The organism is Synechococcus sp. Lug-A, assembly GCF_024345655.1.
GTDB lineage: Bacteria > Cyanobacteriota > Cyanobacteriia > PCC-6307 > Cyanobiaceae > MW101C3.
Window position 1 is genome coordinate 21,760 of the sequence record NZ_JAGQBN010000018.1, and the last position, 23,500, is coordinate 45,259.

A 23,500-nucleotide genomic window follows, 5' to 3' on the forward strand; every position below is an offset into this window, starting at 1 on the left:
GTTCAGAACGCCAGGGGGATGAACGCCTTGGCGGCCAACGGCAACAGGAACTGAACCACACCCATTGCCCCGCCCACAACCTGGCTGCCGAAGCCATTGCCTCCGTCTTTTCCTTGCCGCGGATCTTTTTTCAGCTTGGCGGAGGCCTCCAGCAACTGCTCGGACGTGGCCAGATCCCCGCTGGTGGCGTAGAGCTGAGCGGCATAGCTGAAATCGGCGGCGGCCTGCTCGGTCTTGGCTTGCTCTCCGCGCACGATTCCGCGTGCCACCCAGCTGATCGCCGCCTCCTGGTCGCGCTGAATGGCCGCGTCGAAGAAGCGTTCTGCCTCCGGCAGGCGCCCTGCTTTGGCCGCTGCGACGCCGGCATTGTGCAGCTCGGCGTGTCCCTGAAGGGCGGGATCGATGCCCCGGGCCCCCTGCCAGTGGGTGGTGGCCAGGCTGCCCGTGTCGACCTGAGCGCCACTGAGGTCGGCCTCCCGCAGGTCGGTGCCTTCCAGCGTGGCCCCCCGCAGATCGGCCCCCCTGAGCGAGGCCCCCTGGAGGCTGGTGAAGCTGAGATTCGCCCCGCCTAACTTGGCCCCATCCAGACGGGCACCACTCAGGTTGGCGCGCTGCAGCTGGGCGTTGCGCAGATCCGCGTCGCGCAGGTCTGCCCGCACCAGATCGGCGTCCTGCAGCTCGCAGCGCTTGCAGGAACGCGTGTCCAGCAGACGCACGACGGCATCGAATGAGGAGGCGCCGGCTGGGGGCATCAGCCCGAAGGCCGTCAGTGAACCCAGCAGCAGCACAGCCAGCCTTGGCTGGAGACCGCCCATCATCTGGTGCTTGCATGGATCCATGTGTTCTATCGAGCAGCGCGACTTACTGGACTGGAACGGGGCCGGATCCTGTCCCGGATGCTCATGCCTGTGAGCTCGAGGCGGCGGGCAAGGCTCCGAGCTGTTGCCGCAGCTGGCGCAGGCGCTTTCGGGAGGCCTGGCGCTGGTCTTGCGGCAGCGCTGGCCCGAACCGCTGCCGCAGGTAGGTGCAGGCCAGTTCATCGAGTGCGCAAGCGAGATCAGGACGCTGCTGTCCGGCTCGACGGCAGAAGCTGCCGAGGTCTTCACCGGGGCGTGGTTCGAGCCCCAGCAGCCGCAGACGCTGGAGACAGTGATCGAGCTCGCGTCGCAGGCCATCGGTGTCGCGCCGCCGCTGGCTCCAGTGCATCAAGGGCAGCACGAGGCCGAGGCAGAGGGCCAGTGCTGCCACCAGCAAGGCGCCCAGCCATTCATGCCGCTTGCCCAACAGCCGCTCAATCAGCGCCATCTGGTCCTGGCGATTGAAGCTCATCACCCACCCGGTCCAACGCAGATCGATGCCGCGCCACTGGAGCAGGGCCCAGCCCAGTGGGCTGAACTGGCGGGGGGTTTGCCCGGCAGAGATCGGCTGGCCGGCCGTGATTCGGAGCGGCGATACCCAGGCGGTGGGATCCACCAGGACCCAGCCCTGGTCTGCCAGCCAGACTTCGCTCCAGGCATGGGCATCGCTCTGACGCACATCCAGATAACCGCCGCCGCCCACCTGGGGCACCCAATCTCCCCCCTGGTAGCCGAGCACGATGCGGGCAGGCACGCCGGCGGCACGCATCAGGGCCGTGAAGCCGGAAGCGAAGTGCTCACAGAAGCCCGTCCGGGTGTCGAAGAGGAAGGCGTCCACCGGATCAGGGCCCGGCAGCAAGCCTGGCTGGGTGGTGTAGCGAAACGGCTGTGAGCGGAACCAGCGTTGGGCTACAGCGACCCGATCAGCAGGCGGAAGGGTGTCCTTCCACTCACGGCCGAGGGCCTGTAGGCGGGGGTTGATGCCGACCGGCAGCTCCAGGGCGGCTTCCCTGGGCGGCTGAAGCTTCCAGGCAGCGGGCGCACTCAGGTTGGTGAAGCCATAGGCGCGCCGTTCGATCGGTGGCCGGTTGTTGAGCAGCACGCCATCGGGGCTGATGCGCAGCTCCGGATCCAGCGGTTGGCCTTGGCCGCTCCAGGGGAGCACCGGTAGCAACATGGGCTCGGCCAGCCAGAACTGTTCGCGGCTGCCGGTGGGTGGCTCGCCGGCAGTCTGTGGGAGCAAGGCATTGAGGTTGTCTTCGTTGGGCAGCCGTTCCCAGCGCTGGCCATCGAAGCTGTGCAGCGTGAGCACCCGCCAGTACCGGGACTCCGGTGGTGGCGGCTCTTCGTTCGTGAAGCTGATCCGGGCCGCTGGCGTGTCCACCGCCACCAGATCGGCGATGCTGCCGGTGTCGAGCTGATCGGAGAGGCCTGTGCGGGCGGTCTGTCCCATGGGCACCGTCCAGAGCGGCCCGACCCGCGGCACCAGCAGAAACAGCACCAGCACCAGCGGCAGGGCGGCGCCGAGCAGGCGCAGGCTGCGGGCCAGCAGGGTCCGCAGCTGCACAGCACTGCCGAGTTCCAGCGACAGCAGGCTGCTGAGCGCCAGCAGCGTGGTGAGCAGCTGGATCAGGCTGGGCCCCAGACCGGGCAGCAGGGCCGCCATCACCCCGGTGATCACCAGAATCAGCAGCGAGGCGCGGCGCAACTCGCTGCGGGAGTGCGCCTCGCGCAGCTTGAGGGCGGTGAGCGTGATCAGGCAGATCGCCCCCCAGCTCAGCGGCATGCCGGTGTCGATCGCTGGCAGCAAGGCGGCCAGTAGGCCGAGCGCCACCCATTGCAGCCGCCGTTGCCCGCTCACGGAAGCAGGGCCAGGGCCGCCAGGCACTGGTCGCGATGGCGGCTGCCGCTGCCCGGAGCGATCGTGGTGCCGCCCAGGATCAGGCCGTAGCTGTCACCGGCAGCACTGAGCGCCCAGATGCGGGCACTGAGGTGTTGGAGCGCCTGCTCCTTCGGCAAGTCCGGTTGGGGGCTAAGGAGGGGCTCCGACGGCGGGGAGCCGCCGAACACCTTGGAGTGGGCGCCCCGGCCCCGCGCCATGGATTTCCAGAACAGCCGGCTGACCCCTTCCTCGGCCCTGTGTGGCCGCAGATCGACCCAGTGGTCGTGGCCCAGGGCGCTGGGGCGGCCGCTTACGTTCAGCCGGTTCCCCTCTGCCTCAGCAAAGGTTTCGGCCACCGGCCCTTCGCGGCGGGCTGGGTAAACGAGCTGGGCGGTGGGCGGTTCCCACAGGCTCCAGCAGCGGAACAGACCGAGCGGAGCACTGGAGCTGATACGCAGTCGGCCGGGCCGTTGCAACCCCCGCTGCTGCGGTTGCCAGGGAATTGACAACTCGGACTGGCCCGGCTGGATCTCCTGATCGCGGCTCTGGGTGGTGCTGTCCTGCCGCAGCGCAGAGCCCAGGATGAAGCCGATGCGCAGCTGATCGCGATGACACTGGCTGCGCACGACCACCGGGTAGTTGAGTGGGGCATCGGCGAATCCTGGCGGGGGATCGCTGCAGCTCAGTTCGAGGCCTTGCAGATTGAAGGCGGTGAGATGCATCGCCAGGAGGAAGAGTCCCAGCAGCAGATAAGACATCATCAGCGTGCCGTTGCTTTGCAGCTGGATGCCCACCACCTGCAGCAGCACGACGGCCATCAACCAAAGGGCGCCGAATCCAGTGGGCAGGATGTAGATGCTTCGGGCGCCAAGGCGCAGCTGGTGCCCGGCGTGAGGCCGGAACAGGCCATTGCGCTTCGCCTTGGGGACAGCTGGGTGGTCAGCGGAGACCATCGACGCCCGCCAGTAAGCGGTGGCTCCAACTGCCGGAGGCACAGGCACCGACACCGTTGGTGGCGATCGGCTCGCCGTTGTCCATGCGGTGTTCGCAGACGCTGGGAAGTACGGCCTGAACATCGGCGGGAATCACGAAATCGCGCCCCTCCAGCAACGACCACGCCCGGGCTGCCGCCAACAGCGACTGGGCGGCGCGCGGAGAGAGCGGCGAAGCACCGAAGCTGTCCTGGCGGCTGAGCTGCACCAGATCGAGCACATAAGCGAGCAGAGAAGGCTCGGCATGCTGGGCCGCCGCCTGCTGTTGCAGGGCGAGCAGATCGGCGGCGGTCAGCAGGGCCGGCAGCTGATCGGGCCGCATCGCCTGGCCGCTGAGCAGGGCCAACTCCGCTTCCCGCTCGGGGAATCCAAGGGTGAGCCGCATCAGGAAACGATCCAGCTGGGACTCCGGCAGCGGGGCGGTGCCGGTTTGATCGAGGCCGTTCTGGGTGGCGATCACGAAGAAGGGCGAGGGCAGCTCATGGCTGGTGCCATCAACGCTGACCCGGCCACTGGCCATCGCCTCCAACAACGCACTCTGGGTGCGGGGGCTGGCCCGATTGATCTCATCGGCCAGAAGCACCTGGCTGAACAGGGGGCCGGGCTGGAAGCTGAAGTTGCCACTGCCCGTATCGAGCACACCGATGCCGGTGAGATCGGCAGGGAGCAGATCGCTGGTGAAGTGCACCCGCTTGAATTCCAGCCCAAGACAACGGGCAAGTGCTTCGGCGAGGGTGGTTTTGCCCATGCCGGGCAGATCTTCGATCAACAGGTGGCCGCGTGCCAGCAGGCAGGCCACGGCCAAGCGGATCTGCTGGTCTTTGCCGAGCAGGACCTTGCTGACATGCTGGACGACCCGTTGCGGCGACACAGACTGGACCGTCACCAGCAGTTCCTCCTATCAGATTAAAGGATTCTGAGTCTGGGAGCAGGGGACGATGACCAGTACGCCGGGCAGCCACGAGCTGGAGCTCCGGCACGGCGGCAATCTCGAGGCGGCGGCAAGCCGCCTCGGTTGCCAGCCGCATCAGGTGCTCGATGCCAGCGCCTCACTGGTGCCGTTCGGCCCCCCCGCCTCCCTGCGGCGGGCGTTGCGGGTCTGCCTGCAGGGAGGTGCCGCCGGCACGGCCCTGCGGGACTACCCCGACCGCAGCTATTCCCGGCTGCGGTCGGCGATCGCTGCCCACCACGGCATCGACCCGGCGGCGGTGCTGCCTGGCAATGGGGCTGCTGAACTGTTCACCTGGGCGGCCCGGGAGGCGGCGGCGGCGGGCACCAGCCTGCTGCCGGAGCCCGGCTTCGCCGATTACCGACGCGCCTTGGCCTGCTGGGACGGGGCCATCGAACCTCTGCCGCTACCGCCGCCATTCCCTTCAACTCGGCTACCGACAGGTCGCCGTGGCGCTCAGCCGGCCTGGGCCTGTCCGGCTCCGTTCCCCGCCCCGGCCGGCCCCGGCGCGGCGCTGTGGATCACCAATCCCCACAACCCCTCGGGCCAGCTGTGGGACCGCCGTTCGCTCGAGCTGCTGCTTGACCGCTTCGCGCTGGTGATCGTGGATGAGGCCTTTCTGCCCTTGGTGCCCGATGGCGAGCGGCACTCGTTGGTGCCGCTGGTGGCAGACCATCCCCAGCTGGTTGTGATCCGCAGCCTCACCAAGCTGATGGCGATCGCCGGGCTTCGGCTCGGCTATGCGGTGGCAGCTCCAGCACGTTTACAGCGCTGGCAGGGGTGGCGGGATCCGTGGCCGGTGAACGGCCTGGCCGCTGCCGTCGGCCCGCTGGTGATCGCCGATCGGCGCTGGCAGCAACGCGTGCAGCGCTGGGTGGCGCGGGAAGGCCCCTGGTTCCACCGTCAGCTGGACGGTCTGCCGGGCCTGAGCCCACAGGCCGCGGCGGCCAACTTCCTGCTGATCAGAAGCGACCGCCCCCTGCTGGAGCTGCGCGAGCGTCTGGAGAACCGTCACCGCATTCTGCTGCGTGACTGCCGTTCGTTCGCGGGTCTGGGGGAGTGCTGGCTGCGCATCGGCCTGCAGGACCGCCGCGGTAACCGCCGCATCCTCAGGGCGCTGCGTTGTGAGTGGCGGGAATGAGCGCCTCCAGCAGGTGGGCGAGTTGCCGGTCGGCATCGCGCACCGCCAGACGCTCCATGCCGCTGCGCAGTTCCAGGAGGGGATCGGCGGCCGGAGCACTGCCCCGCAGCCTTGGTCCGATCAGCCGCCAGAGCGTTCGGCCCAGGGCCGGATGCCCAGCAGCGTGCTGGTGCACGATCACGGCCGCACCGGCGGCGGCGGCAGCTGCCGCATTGGCCTCCTGGTGCTGGTCGGCGGCCTGCGGGTAGGGCACCAGCAGGGCGGGTGTGCCGCAGACCGCCAGTTCGCTGAGGCTGCCAGCACCAGCCCGGCTGATGGCCAGGTCGGCGTGCTGCAGCAGCCCGGGCAGCTCATCGCTGAACGTGCGCTCCACCAGTGCTGGGTGCTGCAACACTCCCACCTCCGGGTCGTTGCTACCGGTGAGATGCACCACCCGACAACCGGCGTTGAGCAAGGACGGCAGCAGCGGCCGCACCATGCGATTCAGCCCCAGCGCCCCCTGGCTGCCTCCCATCACAAGCAGCAGCGGACCCTCCCCTGCCGGCACCCAGGGTGGTAGGGGCGTGGGCTCGAGAAAGGCGCGGCGCACGGGGGTGCCGGTGAGCAGCGGCGTGCTGCCAGGCAGGCGTTCCGCCGCCGCCGGCAGGCCGATCGCCACCCGGGTGCACCAGCGGCTGAGCAGACGGGTGACCCGCCCGGGGATCGCATTGGATTCGTGCAACACCACCGGAATGCCGCACCAACGGGCAGCCAGGATGGCGGGGGGGGCGATGTAGCCGCCGGTGCTGAACCCCCCCGGGGTGCGCTCGCGGCGGATCCCCCGCCGCACCTCACGGCTGGAGGCGATCAAGCGCAGGAGCTGCCAAAGCTTGCAGAGCCCCTGCCCCTGCAGCCCACCGGCATGCACGGTGTGCAGCGGATAGCGGCTTGGCACCAGATCCGTCTCCAGCCGATCGGGCACCCCGAGCCAACTCACGGTCCAGGAGGCCGGCAGGGCCTCAGCCACCGCCAGAGCAGGGAAGAGGTGTCCACCGGTGCCGCTGGCGGCGATCAACAGGTGGGTCATCAGCCTTCAAGGACGGGCGGGAGTGCCCTCTCCGGGCGCGCCTAACTTAAAAGCACCCCGACGACCGCCATATGCCCATGTCGTTGCACCGCCTGTCGCTGCCCTCCCTGTTATTGCACCGCCTGTCGTTCACTCGCCGCTCGCTCCCGCGTCCGCACAGGCCACACGCCTTGCTCTCGGCTCTGATGTTGGCTGCCGCCTGCTGGGCGCCGACGGCGATGGCGGCAGCTCCCGGCACCGATCTGCTGCGCAGCTTGGAGACCGCCCTCAACAGCGGCTCCGCCGGCAGCGTGGCTGCCTTGCTCAAGGCCGGCGACGGCATCGATCCCGCTGATCTGGAAGCCCGTTACCGCAGCCTCCGCACGCGCTTCCCTGATGCCCGCTGGCAGATCACCCCGGGGGACAGCCTCAAGGACGGCCGCAGCACTGTGCGCATCAGTGTGAGCGGCACCAGCCAGGTGGGCGCCTTCCTCTATCGCCTGCAGGCGGAGCAGCTGCTGGCCCTCAGCATCCGGGATGGACGGCTCGATGGTCAGGAGCTGATTTCCGAGAACGCCACCCTGCGCAGCGGCAGCACTGACCTGCCAGTCAGTGTGCTGATCCCTGATGCGGTGCTCACCGGCCAGCGGTATGACGTGGACGTGGTGTTCGATGACCCGCTTGACGGGGCGGTGGCCGCCGGTGGCATTGCCGCCGTGAGCGAGGAGCAGATCCGCGCCTTCCAGAGCCCCGACCTTGAACTCACGGCGCTCGGTGGCGGTGGGGTATTCAAAGTGGTGCAGGCGCCCCAGCAGCCCGGCAGCCAGACCTGGGCCGTGCTGCTCGTGCATCCCGATGGCATCGTGAGCACCACCAAGCGGGTGCGGGTGGTGGGCAACCGGGACGCGCTCACGCCTTGAGCGCGTCCGCCAGCCACATCCGGTCATGTTCGGTGGCTGCTGAGTGTGCGTTTAGACAGAGATCGGCGACAGCATGAGGGCGCCTGAGCACATGATCTTCCTGATGTCCTCCACCCGTTTGCAACGACTGTTGCTACCCCCCGTCGTCGCCACCCTGGCGGTGATTGTCCATCTGGCTGCCGGCCAGGCCCAGGCCGTTCCTGGCGACGGATCCGGCGCTGGTCGCAGGGCCTGGCTCGAGTCGGTCGAGAAGCTCACCCCTAGCCAGAAGCAGGAACTGTTCAGCTTCCAGCGCAGCCTGTCCCTGAAAACCCATGCCGAGCAGATTTCCATCCTGCAGAGCAGCGAGCGTTGCGTCAGCGCCGCGACCGACTTGGACGACTTGCAATCGTGCCGCCGCACGGCGATGGCAAGCCGTCGCGCCCTGATGACCAAAAACCGCGATCAGGCGAAAGCCTTCAACCAAAAGCTCGGCCTTCCCATGCCGGAGCTGAACGGGGAAGACAAAGGCGGCCGCCGCGGCCGGGGCAGCAGGCAGGCGCTCTGATCTGAGCCAGCGTGGGGGCAGTAGCCGCCCCAGCCTTTCCTGCGTCGCCCCGGTGACCTGAGATCAGGCCTCGTCGAGGGCGGCCACGCCGGGCAGTACCTTGCCTTCCAGCAGTTCAAGGCTGGCGCCACCACCGGTGGAGATGTGGCTCATGCGCTCGGCCACGCCCACCTTCTCGACAGCCGCCACCGAATCACCACCACCGATGATCGTGCAGCAGCCCTTGCCGCTCAGATCGGCCAGGGTGTGGGCGATGCCGTTGGTGCCGGCAGCGAACTTGTCGAACTCGAACACGCCCATGGGGCCATTCCAGATCACGGTCTTGCAGTCGGCCAGGGCCTCCTGGAAGGTCTTGATCGAATCGGGGCCGATGTCGAGGCCCATCCAGCCGTCGGGGATGGCGTCGATCGCGGTGGTCTGGCTGTTGGCGTCGGGGGAGAAGGCATCGGCCAGCACCACATCGGTGGGCAGCAGCAGCTGCACGCCCTTGGCGGCCGCCTTGGCCTCCAGCTCCTTGGCGAGCTCAAGTTTGTCGTCTTCCACCAGGCTCTTGCCCACCGCCAGGCCGCGTGCCTTGTAGAAGGTGAAGATCATGCCGCCGCCGATCAGCACCTTGTCGCACTTGTCGATCAGGGCTTCGAGCACGCCGATCTTGCTGCTCACCTTGGAGCCGCCCACGATCGCCGCCAGCGGCCGCTGAGGCTCATCGATGGCGCCCTGCAGGTACTGCAGTTCCTTCTCCATCAGGTGGCCGGCCACGCTGGGGCTCAGGTACTTGGTGACGCCTTCGGTGGAGGCGTGGGCCCGGTGGGCGGCGCCGAAGGCGTCGTTCACATAGACGTCTGCCAGGGCGGCCAGCTTTGCGGCGAAGGCGTCGTCGTTCTTCTCTTCCTCGGCGAAGAAACGCACGTTCTCCAGCAGCACCACATCGCCGTCGGCCATGGCGGCCACCTTGGCTTCGGCATCAGGGCCGATGCAGCTGTCGGTTTTCACCACGGGTTTGCCGAGCAGCTCGGCGAGGCGGGCCGCCACCGGGGTGAGGCGCATCGTTTCGTTCACCTGGCCCTTGGGACGGCCGAAGTGGGCGGCCAGGATCACCCGGGCTCCCTTGGTGGTGAGGTCGTTGATCGTGGGCAGGGCGGCCCGGATGCGCGTGTCGTCGGTGATGGCGCCGTCACCGTCGAGTGGCACGTTGAAGTCGACCCTCACCAGAACGCGCTTGCCGCTCAGTTCATCGGCGGAGAGGCTGGCCAGGGAGCGCTTCGTCATGGATTCAAGATGTAAGGAAAGATGCGCGACATTAACCCGTGGCCCTGCCCGTGTTGAAGGGGGCGGTGGTCTCGGGCACAGCGGGCGCTAGGACAAGGTCAGCAACTTGCCTGCCCCTTCTGTCCCGTCGGGGATGTGACCGATGTTCTCCACCATCCTGTTCCCCATCGACCAGAGCCGTCAGACCATGGAGACGGCTGCCTTCACGCTGCGCCTGGCCCAGCAGCACAACGGGCGGCTGGTGGTGCTCTCTGTGGTGGAACCGGAGGGTGCCATGCACGATGCGGCCGCCGTTGCCAGCCTGCTGGAGCAGGCCCGCAGCCACTTCGAGCAGGCGGGGGTGGCCTGCGAAGTGATCGAGCGGGAAGGCCATCCCGCCTTCGTGATCGGCGACGTGGCCGATGAGATCAACGCCGATGTGATCGTGATGAGCACCCGGGGTCTCACGCTCGCAGCCGATGAGCCCAGCACCGCCGCCCGGGTGATCCAGTTGGCTCCCTGTCCGGTGCTGGTGGTGCCCTGATGCAGCCCGCCATTCAGTGGTATCCCGGCCACATCGCCAAGGCGGAGCGCCAGCTGAAGGCCCAGCTCGCCAAGGTGGATCTGGTGATCGAGGTGCGTGATGCCCGCATCCCCCGCGCTACCAGCCACCCGCGTCTGAAGCGCTGGATGGAGGGCAAGCACCGCCTGCTGGTGATCAACCGCCGCGACATGGTGAATGAAACGGCCCGCCTGTCGTGGGACCGTTGGCTGCGCGAGCAAGGCGAAGTGCCCTGGTGGTGTGACGCCAAGACCGGCACGGGCGTGAAGCAGCTGCAGGAGGCGGCGATCCGGGCGGGCGAGCAACTCAATGCCCGCCGCGCCGGCCGCGGCATGCGCCCGAGGCCGGTGCGGGCCCTGGTGCTCGGGTTCCCCAACGTGGGCAAGTCGGCGCTGATCAACCGGCTGGTGCGCCAGAAAGTGGTGGAGAGTGCCCGGCGGGCCGGGGTCACCCGCACGCTGCGCTGGGTGCGGCTGGGCCAGGCGCTGGATCTGCTCGATGCCCCCGGCGTGCTTCCTCCCCGCCTGGAAGACCAGCGCGCCGCCCTGCTGCTGGCCCTCTGCGATGACATCGGCCAGGCCGCCTACGACGGAGAGGGGGTGGCGGTGGCCTTCCTGCACCTGCTCGATGCGCTGGCCTCGGTGCCGGAGGCCGGGCTGCCGGCGCAGCTGCTGGAGAAGCGCTACGGCGTGGCACTGCCGCGGCGTCAGGGGCGGCGCCATGCCGATGGCGAGCACGACGACGCCTCGGACGGGGATCGCGAGCGTGATGGAGCTGGGGCCTTGGAGTCGTTGCCGGATGGGCTGGCCTGGCTGGAGGCCGCTGCCGCCCGCCACACCAGCGGCGACACCGCGCGCATGGCCCAGCGCCTGCTCGATGATTTCCGCCGCGCCGTGCTCGGCCCGATCGCCCTGGAGCGCCCGCCCCAGAAGCCCGCCGCCGCTGTGGAGGTATGAGCGCGTTCGGGGCAGGTGAAGGGGAGTTGATCACGCTCCACTACCCCCGGCCCCTGCCGATGCGGCTCGATCGCTGGCTGGTGGCCCAGAGGCCGGAGCAGAGCCGTGCCCGCATTCAGAAATTCATCGATGCCGGCCTGGTGCGGGTGAACGGCAGCCCGGGCCGCGCCAAGACACCGCTGCGGCCTGGAGATTGCGTGGAGCTGTGGATGCCGCCGCCGGAGCCGCTCCCCTACCTGATCCCGCAGCCGATCCCACTCGACATCCTCTACGAGGACAGCCACCTGATCGTGCTCAACAAGCCTGCTGGGCTCACGGTGCACCCGGCGCCCGGCAACAAGGACGGCACCCTGGTGAACGGCCTGCTGCACCACTGCCCCGACCTGCCGGGCATCGGCGGCGAGCGGCGGCCAGGCATCGTGCACCGTCTCGACAAGGACACCACCGGCTGCATCGTGGTGGCGAAGAGTCAGCAGGCCCTGGTGAACCTGCAACGCCAGATCCAGCAGCGCGTGGCCTCCCGCGACTACCTGGGTGTGGTGCACGGGGCGCCCCAGGCGGAGTCCGGCACGATCGAGGCCGCCATCGGCCGCCACCCGATCGACCGCAAGAAGTACGCCGTGGTGGCCGACGACAAGGGCCGGCTGGCCCGCACCCACTGGCGCCTGATCGAGCGGCTGGGTGATTACTCCCTGCTGCGCTTCAAGCTCGACACCGGCCGCACCCACCAGATCCGTGTGCACGGCGCCCACATCGGCCACCCGATCGTGGGGGATGCCACCTACAGCCGCTGCCGGCGTCTGCCGATCGAGCTGCCGGGCCAGGCCCTGCATGCGGTGGCCCTGGGCCTCGACCACCCGATCAGCGGCGAGCGGCTGAGCTTCGAGGCGCCGCTGCCGCCCGCCTTCACGGCGCTGCTCGCGGTGCTGCGCCGCCGTCAGCCCGCGCACCAGGCCCAGCCGGCAGCCGCCGACGCCATCGGCACCGCCGCCTCCACCAGCCCCGCAGACCCGTTGCCCTAGCCGGGGTCTGTGCGGTCGTTGGCTGCCGCTGTCGCGTCAGCGGCACTCTGGCGCCGCCGCTCCCGCAGCGATTCGTCGCGCATCAGCTCGTACATGGTGTTGTGCTCAAACAGATCGGCCACGGCGATCGCCGTGCTCACGGCGAAGCCGATCGGCAGCAGCAGGGCGTAGTCCTTGCTGAGCTCGAAGGTGAGCAGGATCGCGGTGAGCGGCGTGCGGGTGAGGGCCCCCAGGAAGGCGCCGCCGCCGGCGAACAGCAGCGTGGACGGGGCGTAATCGAACAGCACCTGACACACCTGCTGCACCAATGTGCCCAGCGAGGCTCCCACCACCAGCGCCGGTGCCAGGAAGCCTCCGGGGGCGTCAGCCGCCACAGCCAGGGCAGTGCCGGCCGCCTGCACGATCAATGCCACCAGGGCATTCAGCGGCGTGCTCAGCCCGAGCAGGGCGCTGAAGCCGAGCCGATCGGGATTGTCGAAGCTGGGATTGAGCAGGGAGGAGGCCAGGCCGATCCCCAGGCCCACCAGACCCAGCTGCTGCCACAGCGACAGATGCAGGCGGAAGAACCCCCGGCGCAGGCGCACGATGACCCGTTGGTAGAGCATCGCCAGCGCGCCGGCGATCGCGCCCAGCAGCATCAGCAGGGGGATGTCCACCAGGCGGAAATCGGTGAGGCGCGAGGGGTCCTCGATCACCGGCAGCAGCTGCCGTAACCACAGCGGCCCGCTTTCATGGCCATCGAACAGCCGGGTCCAGGTGATCGTGGCGAAGATGGCGAAGGTGACGACGGCATTGCTGCGCACCGTGCTGCCTTTGAACATCTCCTCGAGCGTGTAGGCCAGGCCGCCGAGCGGCGCGTGAAAGATCGCCGCCAGGCCAGCGCCACTGCCGATCGCCACGGCCAGCCTGCGTTCCCGCGGTGGGGCCTGCAGGCCGTCGGCGGTGGCGCGGCCCACCACGGCGCCGATCTGGATCGAGGGGCCCTCCGGCCCCACCGGCAGGCCGCTGCCGATGGCGATGCCGCTGGCCAGCAGCTTGACGATCGCCAACCGCCAGGTCATCGGGATCGGCACCCCCTCCAGCCAGAGCATCACCTGCACGATTCCCGATCCCTTCGCCTCCGGCTCGAAGGCGCTGATCAGGCCACCGGCCACCGCGCCGCCCAGGCCGCCCATCAGCGGCAGCACGATCCAGCGGGGCAGCACGGCCGCCAGCTGCAGCCGCAGGCTGTTCAGCAGCTGGGTTTCGCCGCTGTACAACCGGATCGCCACGGCCACGCCGATGCCGATGGCGTTCACCAGCAGCAGCAGGCGCAGCAGGCGCCTGACGGCCTGGTGGCGCTCCGGGGCTGTCAGCGCCATCTCAGCTCAGGGCCGGCAGGCGTGGACTGGCCGCCACCAGCTGCCTGGTGATCGCCGCCTGGGGCGCTGCCAGCAGCTGATCGCCGGGCCCTTCCTCCACGATCCGGCCGCCGTCGAGCACGATCACCCGCTGGCAGAAGCCGCCGGCCAGGGCCAGGTCATGGGTGATGAAGATCAGCCCCAGCCCCAGCCGCTGCTGCAGGGCGCGCAGCAGGGCGAGCACCTCGGCCTGCACTTCAGCATCCAGCATGCTCACGCTCTCGTCGCAGAGCAGCACGCTCGGCTCCAGCACCAGCGCCCGGGCGATCGCCACGCGCTGCTGCTGGCCACCGGAGAGCTGCCGCGGCAGCCGGTTTTCGAAGGCCTCGGCCGGGCTCAGCCCCACCGCTTCCAGCCCTGCGCGTGCCCGGGCGCGTGCCTCCGGCCGGCTGGCCAGGCCATGGATGCGCAGGGGGTCGGCCACCGCTGCGCCCACCGTCATCACGGGGTTAAGGCAGGCCAATGGGTCCTGGAACACCATCTGCAGGCGCCGCCGCTGGCGGCGCAGCTCCGGCCCTCGCAGTTGCAGCAGGTCGCGGCCCTGCAGCCGCACGGCGCCGCCGCGCACGGGCGCCAACCCCATCAGGGCGCGGCAGAAGGTGCTCTTGCCGCAGCCTGAGGCCCCCACCACCCCCACCGTTTCGCCTTCGCGCAGCTCCAGGCTCACCCCATCCACCGCCTTGAGCCAGCGCTGCCGGAAGGGGAGCGAGGGCAGCGGGTGCCAGGAGCGCAGTTCCTCCACCGCCAGCAGGGGTGGGCCGCTGGCCGGTGGGGGCGTGAGGCCGCCTTCGCGCCGCCGCGCCGCTGCCACCAGCCGCTGGGACAGGGGGGCCTGCGGCCGGGTGAGCAGGGTATGGGCGGGAGCCTCCTCCACCAGCCGCCCGGCTTCGAGCACGGCGATCCGGTCGCACCAGCGCCCGGCCATCGCCAGGTCGTGGCTGATCAGCAACAGGGCGCTGCCGGTTTCGCGGCAGAGGCCCGTGAGTTCGGCCATCACCTGGCCCGCCACCGCCACATCGAGGCTGGTGGTGGGTTCATCGGCGATCACCAGGGCCGGCTCCAGGGCCATCGCCAGGGCGATCGCCAGCCGCTGGCGCATGCCACCGCTGAATTCATGGGGATAGCTGCCGTAGCGCTCCGGGTTGATGCCCACCCGCTCCAGCAGCTCCTGGGCCCGGCGCCGCACCTGGCGACGGCCCCAGAGCGGCCGGTGGGCGGTGAGCGTGTCGCCCAGGTGATCGCCGATGCGCAGCAGTGGGTTGAGCCGGGTCATCGGGTCCTGGAACACCAGGCCCACGGCTTCGCCCCGCAGGCGCTGCAGGGCGGCACGGCGCAGACGGCGCGGGTCCTGGCCGCACAGCAGCAGCTCGCCGCTGCATTGGCTTCCTGCCGGCAGCAGTTGCACCACGGCGCGGGCCACCGTGCTCTTGCCGCATCCGGAAGGCCCCACCAGCGCCAGACGGTCCCCAGGGTCGAGGCGCAGATCCAGGCCATCGAGGGTGGCAGGACCCTCCGGGGCGCCCGGGTAGCGCACCGTCAGCTGGTGGATCTGGAGCACTGGAGCGCTGGACCGGGAGCTGGCCATGGTGTGAGCGGATCGTGACCGGGCAGCGGGCCCAGCATGGGGGATCCGCGCCCGATCTGCTCATTCCGCGTGGCGCCTGCCTACGCTGAACGCCAGAGGAAACCTGTAGATGCTCGAAGCGGCGGCAGGAACCCGAATCGCCCCGATCGAGGTCAACGGACTCCCCGCTGTTCCTGACCGCTCGAAGGAGGCCGGGGCCGCTGGAGGCGCTCTTTCCCCTGCGGCCAGCACCACCCAGCGCCGCCTGCGCGACGCCGAGGCTTACTGCGTCGTCCTGCCCGACTGGCTGCGCACCTGCCTGGAGCGGGTGCGGACCAGCGACGACCAGCCCGGTGCCGCCGTGCCCCCCAGCCATGGCGAATCGCTGCTCGCCAACGCCTTCGATTTCGCCTTCCAGCTGCACGACGGCCAGGTGCGGGCCACCGGCGAGCCCTACATCATTCATCCGATCGCGGTGGCCGATCTGCTGCGCGACATCGGCGCCGGCCCCGGTGTGATTGCCGCCGGCTTCCTGCACGACGTGGTGGAGGACACGGAGGTGAGCCCGGAGGAGCTGGAAGCCCAGTTCGGCGCTGAGGTGCGGGCGCTGGTGGAAGGGGTCACCAAGCTGGGCGGCATTCATTTCACTGACCGCACCGAAGCCCAGGCGGAGAACCTGCGCCGCATGTTCCTGGCGATGGCCAGTGACATCCGGGTGGTGCTGGTGAAGCTGGCCGACCGGCTGCACAACATGCGCACGATCGGCGCCCTGCGGCCCGAGAAGCAGCAACGCATCGCCCGGGAAACCCGCGAGATCTATGCCCCGCTCGCCAATCGTCTCGGCATCGGGCGGTTCAAGTGGGAACTGGAAGATCTCGCCTTCAAGATCCTCGAACCTGCCGCCTATCAGGAGATCAAGGAGCAGGTGGCCAGCAAGCGCAGCGACCGCGAGGATCGCCTGGCGGTGACCGTGGCGCTGCTGCGCAAACGGCTGGCGGCGGTGGGGCTCACCAACTGCGATGTGAGTGGCCGGCCGAAGCATCTCTACGGCATCTGGAGCAAGATGCAGCTCCAGCAGAAGGCCTTCCACGAGATCTTCGACGTGGCGGCGCTGCGCATCCTCACGCCGAACCTGGAGAGCTGTTACCGCGCTCTGGCCGTGGTGCATGACACCTTCCGCCCGATTCCCGGCCGCTTCAAGGACTACATCGGCCTGCCCAAGCCCAATGGTTATCAGTCGTTGCACACGGCGGTGATCGGCCGGCACCGGCCCATTGAAGTGCAGATCCGCACCACAGAGATGCACCAGGTGGCGGAGTACGGCATCGCCGCCCACTGGAAATACAAGGAGGGCGGCTCACCCGCGGATGGCGGCACCACGGAACGCTTCAACTGGCTGCGGCAGCTCGTTGACTGGCAGCAGGACGGCGGCGGTGACGACAGCAGCGATTACCTCGCCTCGATCAAGGAGGACCTCTTCGATGAGGAGGTGTTCGTGTTCACACCGCATGGCGATGTGGTGGGGCTGCGCAAGGGCGCCACAGCGGTTGATTTTGCTTTCCGTATTCACTCGGAAGTGGGCAATCACTGCCAGGGCGTACGCATCAACGACCGCCTCTGCCCCCTCGCCACCCAGCTGAGGAATGGCGACTTCGTGCAGATCATCACGGCGAAATCTGCCCACCCGAGCCTCGACTGGCTCAACTTCGTGGCCACACCCACGGCCCGCAATCGCATCCGCCAGTGGTACAAGCGCAGCCACCGCGATGAGAACATCCTGCGCGGCCGCGATCTGCTGGAGCGGGAGCTGGGCCGCGACGGTTTCGAGGCGCTGCTGAGCGGCGAGGCGATGGCCAAGGTGGCTCGCCGCTGCAACCTGGTGGGCACTGAAGACCTGCTGGCGGCGCTCGGCTTCGGTGGCGTCACCCTGCATCAGGTGGTGAACCGCCTGCGGGAGGAGATTCGCCTCGCCACCGAAGCGGCGGCACCGGCGCTCACCAATGAGCAGGTGGCCGCCGCCGTTTCGGCTGGCCGGCCGGAAGCGCCGGTGGCGTCACCCGCCTCGGGCAGCCCGATTCTGGGGGTGGAAGGGCTGGAATACCGGCTGGGTGGCTGCTGCGGCCCACTGCCCGGTGAGCCGATCGTGGGCGCGGTGGCGCTGGGCAACCACGGCATCACCATCCACCGGCAGGACTGCGGCAATGTGGCCCAGGTGCCGGTGGAGCGGCGTCTGCCGGTGCGCTGGAACCCGATCGGTGAAGCGCAGCAGCGGCGCTATCCGGTGCGGCTGCGCATCGAGGTGCTCGATCGGGTTGGGGTGCTGAAGGACATCCTCACCCGCCTGGCCGATCACCGCATCAACGTGAGCGATGCGCGGGTACGCACCAGCGTGGGCAAACCGGCCACGATCGATCTGAAGGTGGAATTCGTGAGCGCCGCCCAGATGGGCACCACCATGGATCAGATCCGCTCGATGGCGGATGTGCTGGATCTCTGCCGCACCGGCAACGGCTGACCACACCTGCCAGTTGACGCAGTTTCTTTCTCAGGTCTTCAGCAGCGGCTTGACTGCATAAATCACCCGGTCGGCGTAGCCAAGATGGGCGTAGAGGCGGTGGGCTCGTTCGTTCTGTGCAAGCACGGCGATCCCCGACACTTCACAACCCTTCGCCTGGAAGTAGCTTTCGACCGCGGCCATCAGCTGCGTGGCCACCCCCTGGCCACGAAAATCTTCCGACACAAACAACTCAAGAACTTCGCCCTCCCGCTGCACCGTGTTGCCGATGGCTTCGTAATAGGGGGGGGCTTTCACGATTCCTGCCACCATTCCCGCTGGCTGATCACCACTCACGGCCACCAGGATCACACCGTCCCCGCCGGCAACGCGCTTCTGCAGATCCTGCGAATAGGCCTCTCCATAGCCATCCGGGCAGATGATCCGCTGCGTTGGATCGAGGGGCATGAGCGATTGCTGCAGCCCCGTGATGTACTGGGCGATCAGGTGCAGTTCTTCGCTGCGGATGGGCCGGATTTCAAGGGGGGGCTTCATGGGAATCGGTGCAGCCGCGGCTTCGGGGATGGTGCGCCACACACGGTGAGGCTCTCTCCGGCTGCGCGATTCTGCAGCAGCTGTACCGGGCGTCCCGGCGGCAGACCACTCGTTGCGCTACGCGCAGTTTCGCCTGCTGCCCATGTCCGCCAGCCCCAATCCCCTGCTCGCCTTGCCCTTCGAGCCCTCGATCGAGGCGCTCGGTGAGGCCTACTGGGATGTGGTGGAGGCGGCCGCCTTCCCCCAGAGCCGCCTGCGCTTTCGCAACGATCCGCTGCTGCAGCAGCTCGGGGTGGATCCGGCCGCGGTGAGCGACGCGGATCTGGAGGCGGCCTACGGGCGCTTCGAAGGGCGCACGCCGCTGCTGGCCCTGCGCTACCACGGCTATCAGTTCGGCACCTACAACCCGTTTCTCGGCGATGGGCGCGGCTTCCTCTACGGCCAGCTGCGCGATCGCCACGGTGCCCTGCAGGACCTCGGCACCAAGGGGTCTGGCACCACGCCCTGGAGCCGTGGCGGGGATGGCCGCCTCACGCTCAAGGGCGGCGTGCGCGAGGTGATCGCCTCCGAAGCCCTGCACCGCCTCGGTGTCACCACCAGCCGCACACTCAGCCTGGTGGAAACGGGCGAGGGGCTGTGGCGCGGCGATGAGCCCTCCCCCACCCGCAGTGCGGTGATGGTGCGCGTGGCCCGCACCCACCTGCGCTTCGGCACCTGCGAGCGGCTGCTGCACCTGCGCCAGCCCGGCCAGCTCGAACGGTTGTTGCGTCATGTGGTGGCCGTGTACTACCCCCACATCGCCGCCGCCCATCCCCCCGCTGCCGATGGCAGCGCCCTGGCGGCCCTGCTGGCGTTCTACGGCGAACTGGTGGAGCGGGCGGCGCGCCTGGCGGCCGAATGGATGGCGGCCGGCTTCATCCATGGCGTGCTCAACACCGACAACATGTCGCTGGTGGGCGAAAGCTTCGATTACGGCCCCTTCGCTTTCCTGGAAACCTGGGATCCGGGCTTCACCGCCGCCTACTTCGACCACAGCGGTCTGTACGCCTACGGCCAGCAGCCGCTGATCTGCCACCAGAACCTGCGCCTGCTGCAGGAGCCCCTGGTGATGCTGCTGCCGCGCGCCGAGCTGGAAGCGCGGCTGGAGCGGTTCGTGCCCACCTACGACCACCACTACCGCCACTGCCTGATGCGCCGCCTTGGTTTTGATGCCGGCGCCGTGGCGGCGGTGGTCGATCGCGGCGGCGATCTGGTTGACCCGGTGCCGCTGGCCCTGCAGCTGCTGGCCGCCTGGCCGGTGGCCTACGGCAGCTTCTTCGCCGCCCTCGCCGACCGCATCGCCAGTGGCGGCCTGCCGGAAGAAGCCGAAGCCCTGGCGCCGTTCGTGCCTGGGGCCCCTGCGCCACCGCCCGATCGCTGGGCCGCCTGGCGGGAGGCCTGGTGGGGCTGGTCGTCAGCGCTGCCTCCGGAGCAGCAGCAGGGCATCGCCGCCACCCTGCGGCACTGGAATCTGCCGGTCACGCCGGTGCGGGGCGAGATCGAGCGCCTCTGGCAGGCGATCGACACGGCGGACGACTGGGACCCCCTCCAGCAGTGGCTGGATGGCTGTGTGGCCTCTGCTGGCGTCCCCTGACCTCAGGTGTCTTCGGGTGTTTGGCGCTACAGCTGCGCCAGCGGGCCTCTGTCTGAATTCAGTCACCGGTTTCCGTCTCGATGCCTCGCCATGACCTCCGAACAGGCCGCCCAGCTGATCGACGACACCCTCGACCTCGTGCATCAACGGCTCCAGACGCTCGAAGCTGATCGCCAGGGCCGCGAACACAGGGCGCTGGCCGCTGAATTCCGTGAGTGGCGCCAGCCCAGTGGCGGCCACATCGACCTGATGCTCTGCCCCGGCTTCAGCCGCGGCTGAACGCCGGGCTCCGCCGCAGCCGAGACTGGAGCGTCCGTCGCCGCCGGGGCCGGTTGGATTGGGACGACACCATCGCTGCGATTGCCACGGCCGTGGCACCGGGCCTGGGGAGTGTGGCGATCGTCAGGATGTCCGGCCCGGCGGCGGAGTCGATCGGCCGCACCCTGTTCCGCGCCCCGGGGCAGCAGGTCTGGGACAGCCACCGCGTGCTCTATGGCCATGTGGTGGACCCGGCCAGCGGCGAACGGGTGGATGAGGCTCTGCTGCTGCTGATGAAGGCACCGCGCAGCTTCACCCGCGAGGACGTGGTGGAACTGCACTGCCACGGTGGCCTGATCGCCGTGCAGCGCGTGCTGGCGCTGGTGCTGGCCCACGGCTGCCGCCGTGCCGCCGCCGGTGAATTCAGCCAGCGGGCCTTTCTGAACGGTCGCCTCGATCTCACCCGCGCCGAGGCGATCGGCGACCTGATCGCCGCCCGCAGCCAACGGGCCGCCCAGCTGGCGATGGCGGGCCTCGATGGCGGACTGCAGCGCCGCATCACGGTCTTGCGGGAGCAGCTGCTCGACCAGCTGGCCGAACTGGAGGCACGGGTGGATTTCGAGGAGAACCTGCCGCCGCTCGATGCCGCCGCCGTGGTGGCGGCGCTCACGGCGGTGCGCCAGGCGCTCGAGGCTCTGGTGGCTGAGGCGCGCCAGGGGGAGTTGCTGCGTGATGGGCTGCGGGTGGCGATCGTGGGTCGCCCCAACGTGGGCAAGTCGAGCCTGCTCAACCGGCTCAGCCGCCGGGAGCGCGCGATCGTGACCGACACCCCCGGCACCACCCGCGACCTGCTCGAAAGCGAGCTGGTGCTGGAGGGTGTGCCGCTCACCCTGCTCGACACGGCCGGCATTCGCCCCACCAGCGATGCGGTGGAACGCCTCGGCATCGCGCGCAGCCGCGCCGCCCTGGCCGCCGCCGATGCGGTGCTGCTCCTGTTCGATCTCACCACCGGCTGGACCGACGACGACCAGGAGCTGCGCGACCTGGTGCCGGACGGTGCGGTGCTGCTGGTGGTGGGCAACAAAGCCGATGGCGCCGGCCTTGCCACCGGCGCGGTGGCCCAGACCGGCCCCGGGTTTCCGCTCGAGGTGGCGATCAGCGCCCGCACCGGCGAGGGCTGCGATGTGCTCGTGGAGACGCTGCTGCAGCGCTGCGGGGCCACCGAGCTGCAGGGCCTGCAGGTGGCGCTCAATGGCCGTCAGCGCGAGCTGGCCGCCGCCGCTGCCGCCGCCCTCGGCCGCAGCCTGGAGGCCGCCGCGGCCCAGCTGCCGTGGGATTTCTGGACGATCGATCTGCGCGCCGCCGTACGCAGCCTCGGTGAGATCACCGGCGAGGAGGTGAGCGAAGCCGTGCTCGATCGGGTGTTCGCGCGCTTCTGCATCGGCAAATGAAACGGGGCGGAGCACAGCAAAGAGGGCTGAGCACAATGGCCTCACGGTGTGGAGCTGTGCGGTGATCGATCCCAGGGCTCAGCTTCCGTTGGAGCAGCGCCAGGCGATCGGCGCCGCCGCTCTGGCGGCCCTGCTCACGGTGGCCCGCTGCAAGGGCGCGCCCACGGCCAAGGCCCTCGCCGCCATCCGCGGCGTGCGTGATCACCTGCTGCAGATCGACTGCGACCTGGAGGCGCTGGCACCGATCAGCCCCGACCAGCTGGCCGAACGGGTGCAGGCCGTCACTGCCGATCCCCAGTGGCGCGAGCGCATCCTGCGTGGCATGACCCTGGTGGCCCTGCTCGACGGTGCCCCTTCCCCGGCGCAGCAGCAGCTGCTGGAGCAGGCGGCGGCAGCCCTGGCCGTGGACCCGGCGCCGGTGCGCACCTTCGGTCAGGTGATGGAACAGCGGCTGGCCATGGTGCGCCTCGACATCGCCCGGCGCGGCTTCATCGCGTCGGCGGCGCGGGCCACCCTGGAGCAGGAGGGGCTGCGCGGTGCCCTGGGGGTGGCGCGGGTGTTGCTGCGGCAGGAGGACACCGCCATGGCGGAGCGTTACCGGGCCCTGCGCCACTACCCCGCCGGCAGCTTCGGCCTGGCCTATGCCGCCTTCATCGACCGCAACGGCTTCGGGTTCCCCGGAGAGCTGGGCGGCCCGCCGCCGCCGGTGATGCACCACGACTGCTGCCACGTGCTAGGCGGTTACGGCACCACCGCCGCCGAGGAGGGGGCTGTGCTCGGCTTCCAGGCGGGCTTCGAGCGGGTGGACCCGTTCTATGTGCTGATGTTCGGGCTGGCGGAATTCGAGCTGGGCATCGGCACGACCCCGTTCATCCCGGGTGAGCGTGATGCGCTCGATGTGGAGCGCCTGTTCGCCGGCATGGCACACGGCGCCCAGGTGTCGGTGGATCTGATCGCCGCCATCGACCCCTGGGACCACTTCGCCGACCCGCTGGAGCTGGTGCGCCAGCGCTTCAACGTGCTGCCCCGCGGCCGACAGCCCGAATGGCCGGCGTCGATCACGCGCTGAGCTGTCCTGCCTGCCGCTGCCTGCGGCTCCCTTCCTCCGCCTCCCCCCGCCTTTCCCCGGTGACACAGCCGCCCCTGCTGCCTTTCAGCCCTGCTCTTGAACATCAGCTGCGCGGCTGGCTGGCGGAGGACCTCGGCCGCGGCGATCTCACCGCCCCGGCCCTGACCGGCGCCCGGGGCCGGGCCCACTGGATCGCCAAGGCCGATGGGGTGTTCTGCGGCGGTGTGCTGGTGGAGCCCCTGTTCCGGCTGCTGGATGCGGGAGTGGTGGTGCGCGATCGGCTGGCGGAGGGGACGCCGGTGCGGGCCGGTCAAGTGTTGCTGGAGCTGGAGGGGGCAGCGCCGGCCCTGGTGGCGGGGGAACGCACGGCCCTCAACCTGGCCATGCGCCTGAGCGGCATCGCCACCGCCACCGCCCGGCTGGTGGCTGAGCTGGCGGGCAGCGGCGTGGCCCTGGCCGACACCCGCAAGACCACGCCCGGCCTGCGGCTGCTGGAGAAGTACGCCGTGCGCTGCGGCGGCGGTTTGAACCACCGCTTCGGCCTCGATGACGCGGCCATGCTCAAGGAGAACCACCTGGCCTGGAGCGGCGGGGTGGGGCCGGCGATCGCGGCGGTGCGGGCGGCGGCGCCCTGGCCGGCGCGGGTGATCGTGGAGGCGGAAACCGCTGCCGAGGCCGAAGCCGCCGTGCGTGCCGGCGCCGATGCGGTGCTGCTCGATGAATTCGCCCCGCCGGCCCTGCAGGCGTTGGTGCCGCAGCTGCGGGCTCTGGCGGCAGCGCAGGGGCGGGCGGTGGTGCTGGAAGCGTCGGGGGTGCAACCTGAACAGCTGCGCGATTACGCCGCCACCGGCATCGATCTGATCTCCACCAGTGCGCCGGTCACCCGCAGCCGCTGGCTGGATCTGAGCATGCGCTATCTCCCGAGCGACGGCTGAGCGTGGCCACCACCCGGGCC

The 23,500-nt window shown here is 69.5% G+C and carries 21 protein-coding genes; 12 read left to right on the forward strand and 9 right to left on the reverse strand.

The window, feature by feature from the left end:
• Positions 1-2: 2 nt before the first annotated feature.
• The 4 genes from KBY86_RS12750 to KBY86_RS12765 all read right to left on the reverse strand — a co-directional run bounded on the left by KBY86_RS12750 (position 3) and on the right by KBY86_RS12765 (position 4,617).
• Positions 3-839, reverse strand: a complete 837-nt coding sequence (locus KBY86_RS12750; protein WP_255100174.1) for a pentapeptide repeat-containing protein — start codon at positions 837-839, stop codon at positions 3-5.
• A 61-nt stretch (positions 840-900) separates the two neighbouring features.
• Entirely contained in the window at positions 901-2,718 is a 1,818-nt protein-coding gene (locus KBY86_RS12755) for a DUF3488 and transglutaminase-like domain-containing protein (RefSeq protein WP_255141351.1), read from the reverse strand.
• A complete protein-coding gene (locus tag KBY86_RS12760; protein ID WP_255141353.1) occupies positions 2,715-3,692 on the reverse strand; it encodes a hypothetical protein in 978 nt (325 codons plus the stop codon). The genes KBY86_RS12755 and KBY86_RS12760 overlap by 4 nt, the downstream gene beginning before the upstream one ends.
• Positions 3,679-4,617 carry a MoxR family ATPase gene (locus KBY86_RS12765; RefSeq protein WP_233132904.1) on the reverse strand — a complete coding sequence of 313 codons (939 nt, stop codon included), beginning with the start codon at positions 4,615-4,617 and terminating at the stop codon, positions 3,679-3,681. Before KBY86_RS12765 ends, KBY86_RS12760 begins: the two co-directional genes overlap by 14 nt.
• Positions 4,618-4,669: 52 nt before the next feature.
• On the opposite strand from KBY86_RS12765, the gene KBY86_RS12770 reads away from it, so the two are divergent.
• A complete protein-coding gene (locus tag KBY86_RS12770) occupies positions 4,670-5,821 on the forward strand; it encodes a histidinol-phosphate transaminase (RefSeq protein ID WP_255141355.1) in 1,152 nt (383 codons plus the stop codon).
• Here the strand turns inward: KBY86_RS12770 and KBY86_RS12775 are convergent.
• Positions 5,790-6,887: a glycosyltransferase gene (locus KBY86_RS12775; RefSeq protein ID WP_255141357.1), complete on the reverse strand. Its 1,098-nt coding sequence runs from the start codon at positions 6,885-6,887 to the stop codon at positions 5,790-5,792. The genes KBY86_RS12770 and KBY86_RS12775 overlap by 32 nt on opposite strands.
• Before the next feature lie 77 nt (positions 6,888-6,964).
• On the opposite strand from KBY86_RS12775, the gene KBY86_RS12780 reads away from it, so the two are divergent.
• Together KBY86_RS12780 and KBY86_RS12785 are read left to right on the forward strand one after the other, a co-directional pair.
• Entirely contained in the window at positions 6,965-7,786 is an 822-nt protein-coding gene (locus tag KBY86_RS12780; RefSeq protein WP_255141359.1) for a hypothetical protein, read from the forward strand.
• Positions 7,787-7,877: 91 nt separating this feature from the next.
• On the forward strand, positions 7,878-8,333 hold the full coding sequence (locus tag KBY86_RS12785) for a hypothetical protein (RefSeq protein ID WP_255141361.1): 456 nt from the start codon (positions 7,878-7,880) through the stop codon (positions 8,331-8,333).
• A 63-nt stretch (positions 8,334-8,396) separates the two neighbouring features.
• Here the strand turns inward: KBY86_RS12785 and KBY86_RS12790 are convergent, their stop codons facing one another.
• Entirely contained in the window at positions 8,397-9,602 is a 1,206-nt protein-coding gene (locus KBY86_RS12790; RefSeq protein WP_255141363.1) for a phosphoglycerate kinase, read from the reverse strand.
• A gap of 142 nt (positions 9,603-9,744) precedes the next feature.
• On the opposite strand from KBY86_RS12790, the gene KBY86_RS12795 reads away from it, so the two are divergent.
• Genes KBY86_RS12795 through KBY86_RS12805 form a run of 3 tightly spaced genes read left to right on the forward strand, consistent with a single transcriptional unit; the run spans position 9,745 to position 12,121 of the window.
• Positions 9,745-10,125, forward strand: a complete 381-nt coding sequence (locus tag KBY86_RS12795) for a universal stress protein (protein WP_094512006.1) — start codon at positions 9,745-9,747, stop codon at positions 10,123-10,125.
• Positions 10,122-11,099, forward strand: coding sequence for a ribosome biogenesis GTPase YlqF (gene ylqF, locus KBY86_RS12800; protein ID WP_094512004.1), 978 nt, complete (start codon positions 10,122-10,124; stop codon positions 11,097-11,099). The genes KBY86_RS12795 and ylqF overlap by 4 nt, the downstream gene beginning before the upstream one ends.
• Positions 11,096-12,121, forward strand: coding sequence for an RluA family pseudouridine synthase (locus tag KBY86_RS12805; protein ID WP_094512001.1), 1,026 nt, complete (start codon positions 11,096-11,098; stop codon positions 12,119-12,121). The genes ylqF and KBY86_RS12805 overlap by 4 nt, the downstream gene beginning before the upstream one ends.
• Here KBY86_RS12805 and KBY86_RS12810 read toward each other — a convergent pair.
• Together KBY86_RS12810 and KBY86_RS12815 are read right to left on the reverse strand one after the other, a co-directional pair.
• The gene (locus tag KBY86_RS12810; protein ID WP_255141366.1) at positions 12,118-13,482 is read right to left on the reverse strand and encodes a ClC family H(+)/Cl(-) exchange transporter; all 1,365 of its coding nucleotides are present in this window, start codon (positions 13,480-13,482) and stop codon (positions 12,118-12,120) included. The genes KBY86_RS12805 and KBY86_RS12810 overlap by 4 nt on opposite strands.
• Position 13,483: 1 nt before the next feature.
• Positions 13,484-15,106, reverse strand: coding sequence for an ABC transporter ATP-binding protein (locus KBY86_RS12815; protein ID WP_255141368.1), 1,623 nt, complete (start codon positions 15,104-15,106; stop codon positions 13,484-13,486).
• A 109-nt stretch (positions 15,107-15,215) separates the two neighbouring features.
• Between KBY86_RS12815 and KBY86_RS12820 the strand changes: the two genes are divergently transcribed.
• The gene (locus KBY86_RS12820; RefSeq protein WP_255141369.1) at positions 15,216-17,600 is read left to right on the forward strand and encodes a bifunctional (p)ppGpp synthetase/guanosine-3',5'-bis(diphosphate) 3'-pyrophosphohydrolase; all 2,385 of its coding nucleotides are present in this window, start codon (positions 15,216-15,218) and stop codon (positions 17,598-17,600) included.
• 30 nt (positions 17,601-17,630) lie between these two features.
• Here the strand turns inward: KBY86_RS12820 and KBY86_RS12825 are convergent, their stop codons facing one another.
• Positions 17,631-18,134, reverse strand: coding sequence for a GNAT family N-acetyltransferase (locus KBY86_RS12825; RefSeq protein WP_255100161.1), 504 nt, complete (start codon positions 18,132-18,134; stop codon positions 17,631-17,633).
• A 142-nt stretch (positions 18,135-18,276) separates the two neighbouring features.
• Here KBY86_RS12825 and KBY86_RS12830 point away from each other — a divergent pair, with 142 nt between their 5' ends.
• The 5 genes from KBY86_RS12830 (at position 18,277) to nadC (ending at position 23,480) form a co-directional block, all read left to right on the forward strand.
• Complete coding sequence (locus tag KBY86_RS12830) at positions 18,277-19,767, forward strand: YdiU family protein (RefSeq protein ID WP_255141371.1); 1,491 nt, start codon at positions 18,277-18,279, stop codon at positions 19,765-19,767.
• Positions 19,768-19,857: 90 nt separating this feature from the next.
• Positions 19,858-20,046, forward strand: coding sequence for a hypothetical protein (locus KBY86_RS12835; RefSeq protein ID WP_094511969.1), 189 nt, complete (start codon positions 19,858-19,860; stop codon positions 20,044-20,046).
• A 53-nt stretch (positions 20,047-20,099) separates the two neighbouring features.
• A complete protein-coding gene (gene mnmE, locus KBY86_RS12840) occupies positions 20,100-21,476 on the forward strand; it encodes a tRNA uridine-5-carboxymethylaminomethyl(34) synthesis GTPase MnmE (RefSeq protein WP_255141373.1) in 1,377 nt (458 codons plus the stop codon).
• 88 nt (positions 21,477-21,564) lie between these two features.
• Positions 21,565-22,545, forward strand: a complete 981-nt coding sequence (locus KBY86_RS12845; protein WP_255141375.1) for a TerB family tellurite resistance protein — start codon at positions 21,565-21,567, stop codon at positions 22,543-22,545.
• Positions 22,546-22,604: 59 nt separating this feature from the next.
• On the forward strand, positions 22,605-23,480 hold the full coding sequence (gene nadC, locus KBY86_RS12850; protein ID WP_255141377.1) for a carboxylating nicotinate-nucleotide diphosphorylase: 876 nt from the start codon (positions 22,605-22,607) through the stop codon (positions 23,478-23,480).
• Positions 23,481-23,500: the final 20 nt, after the last annotated feature.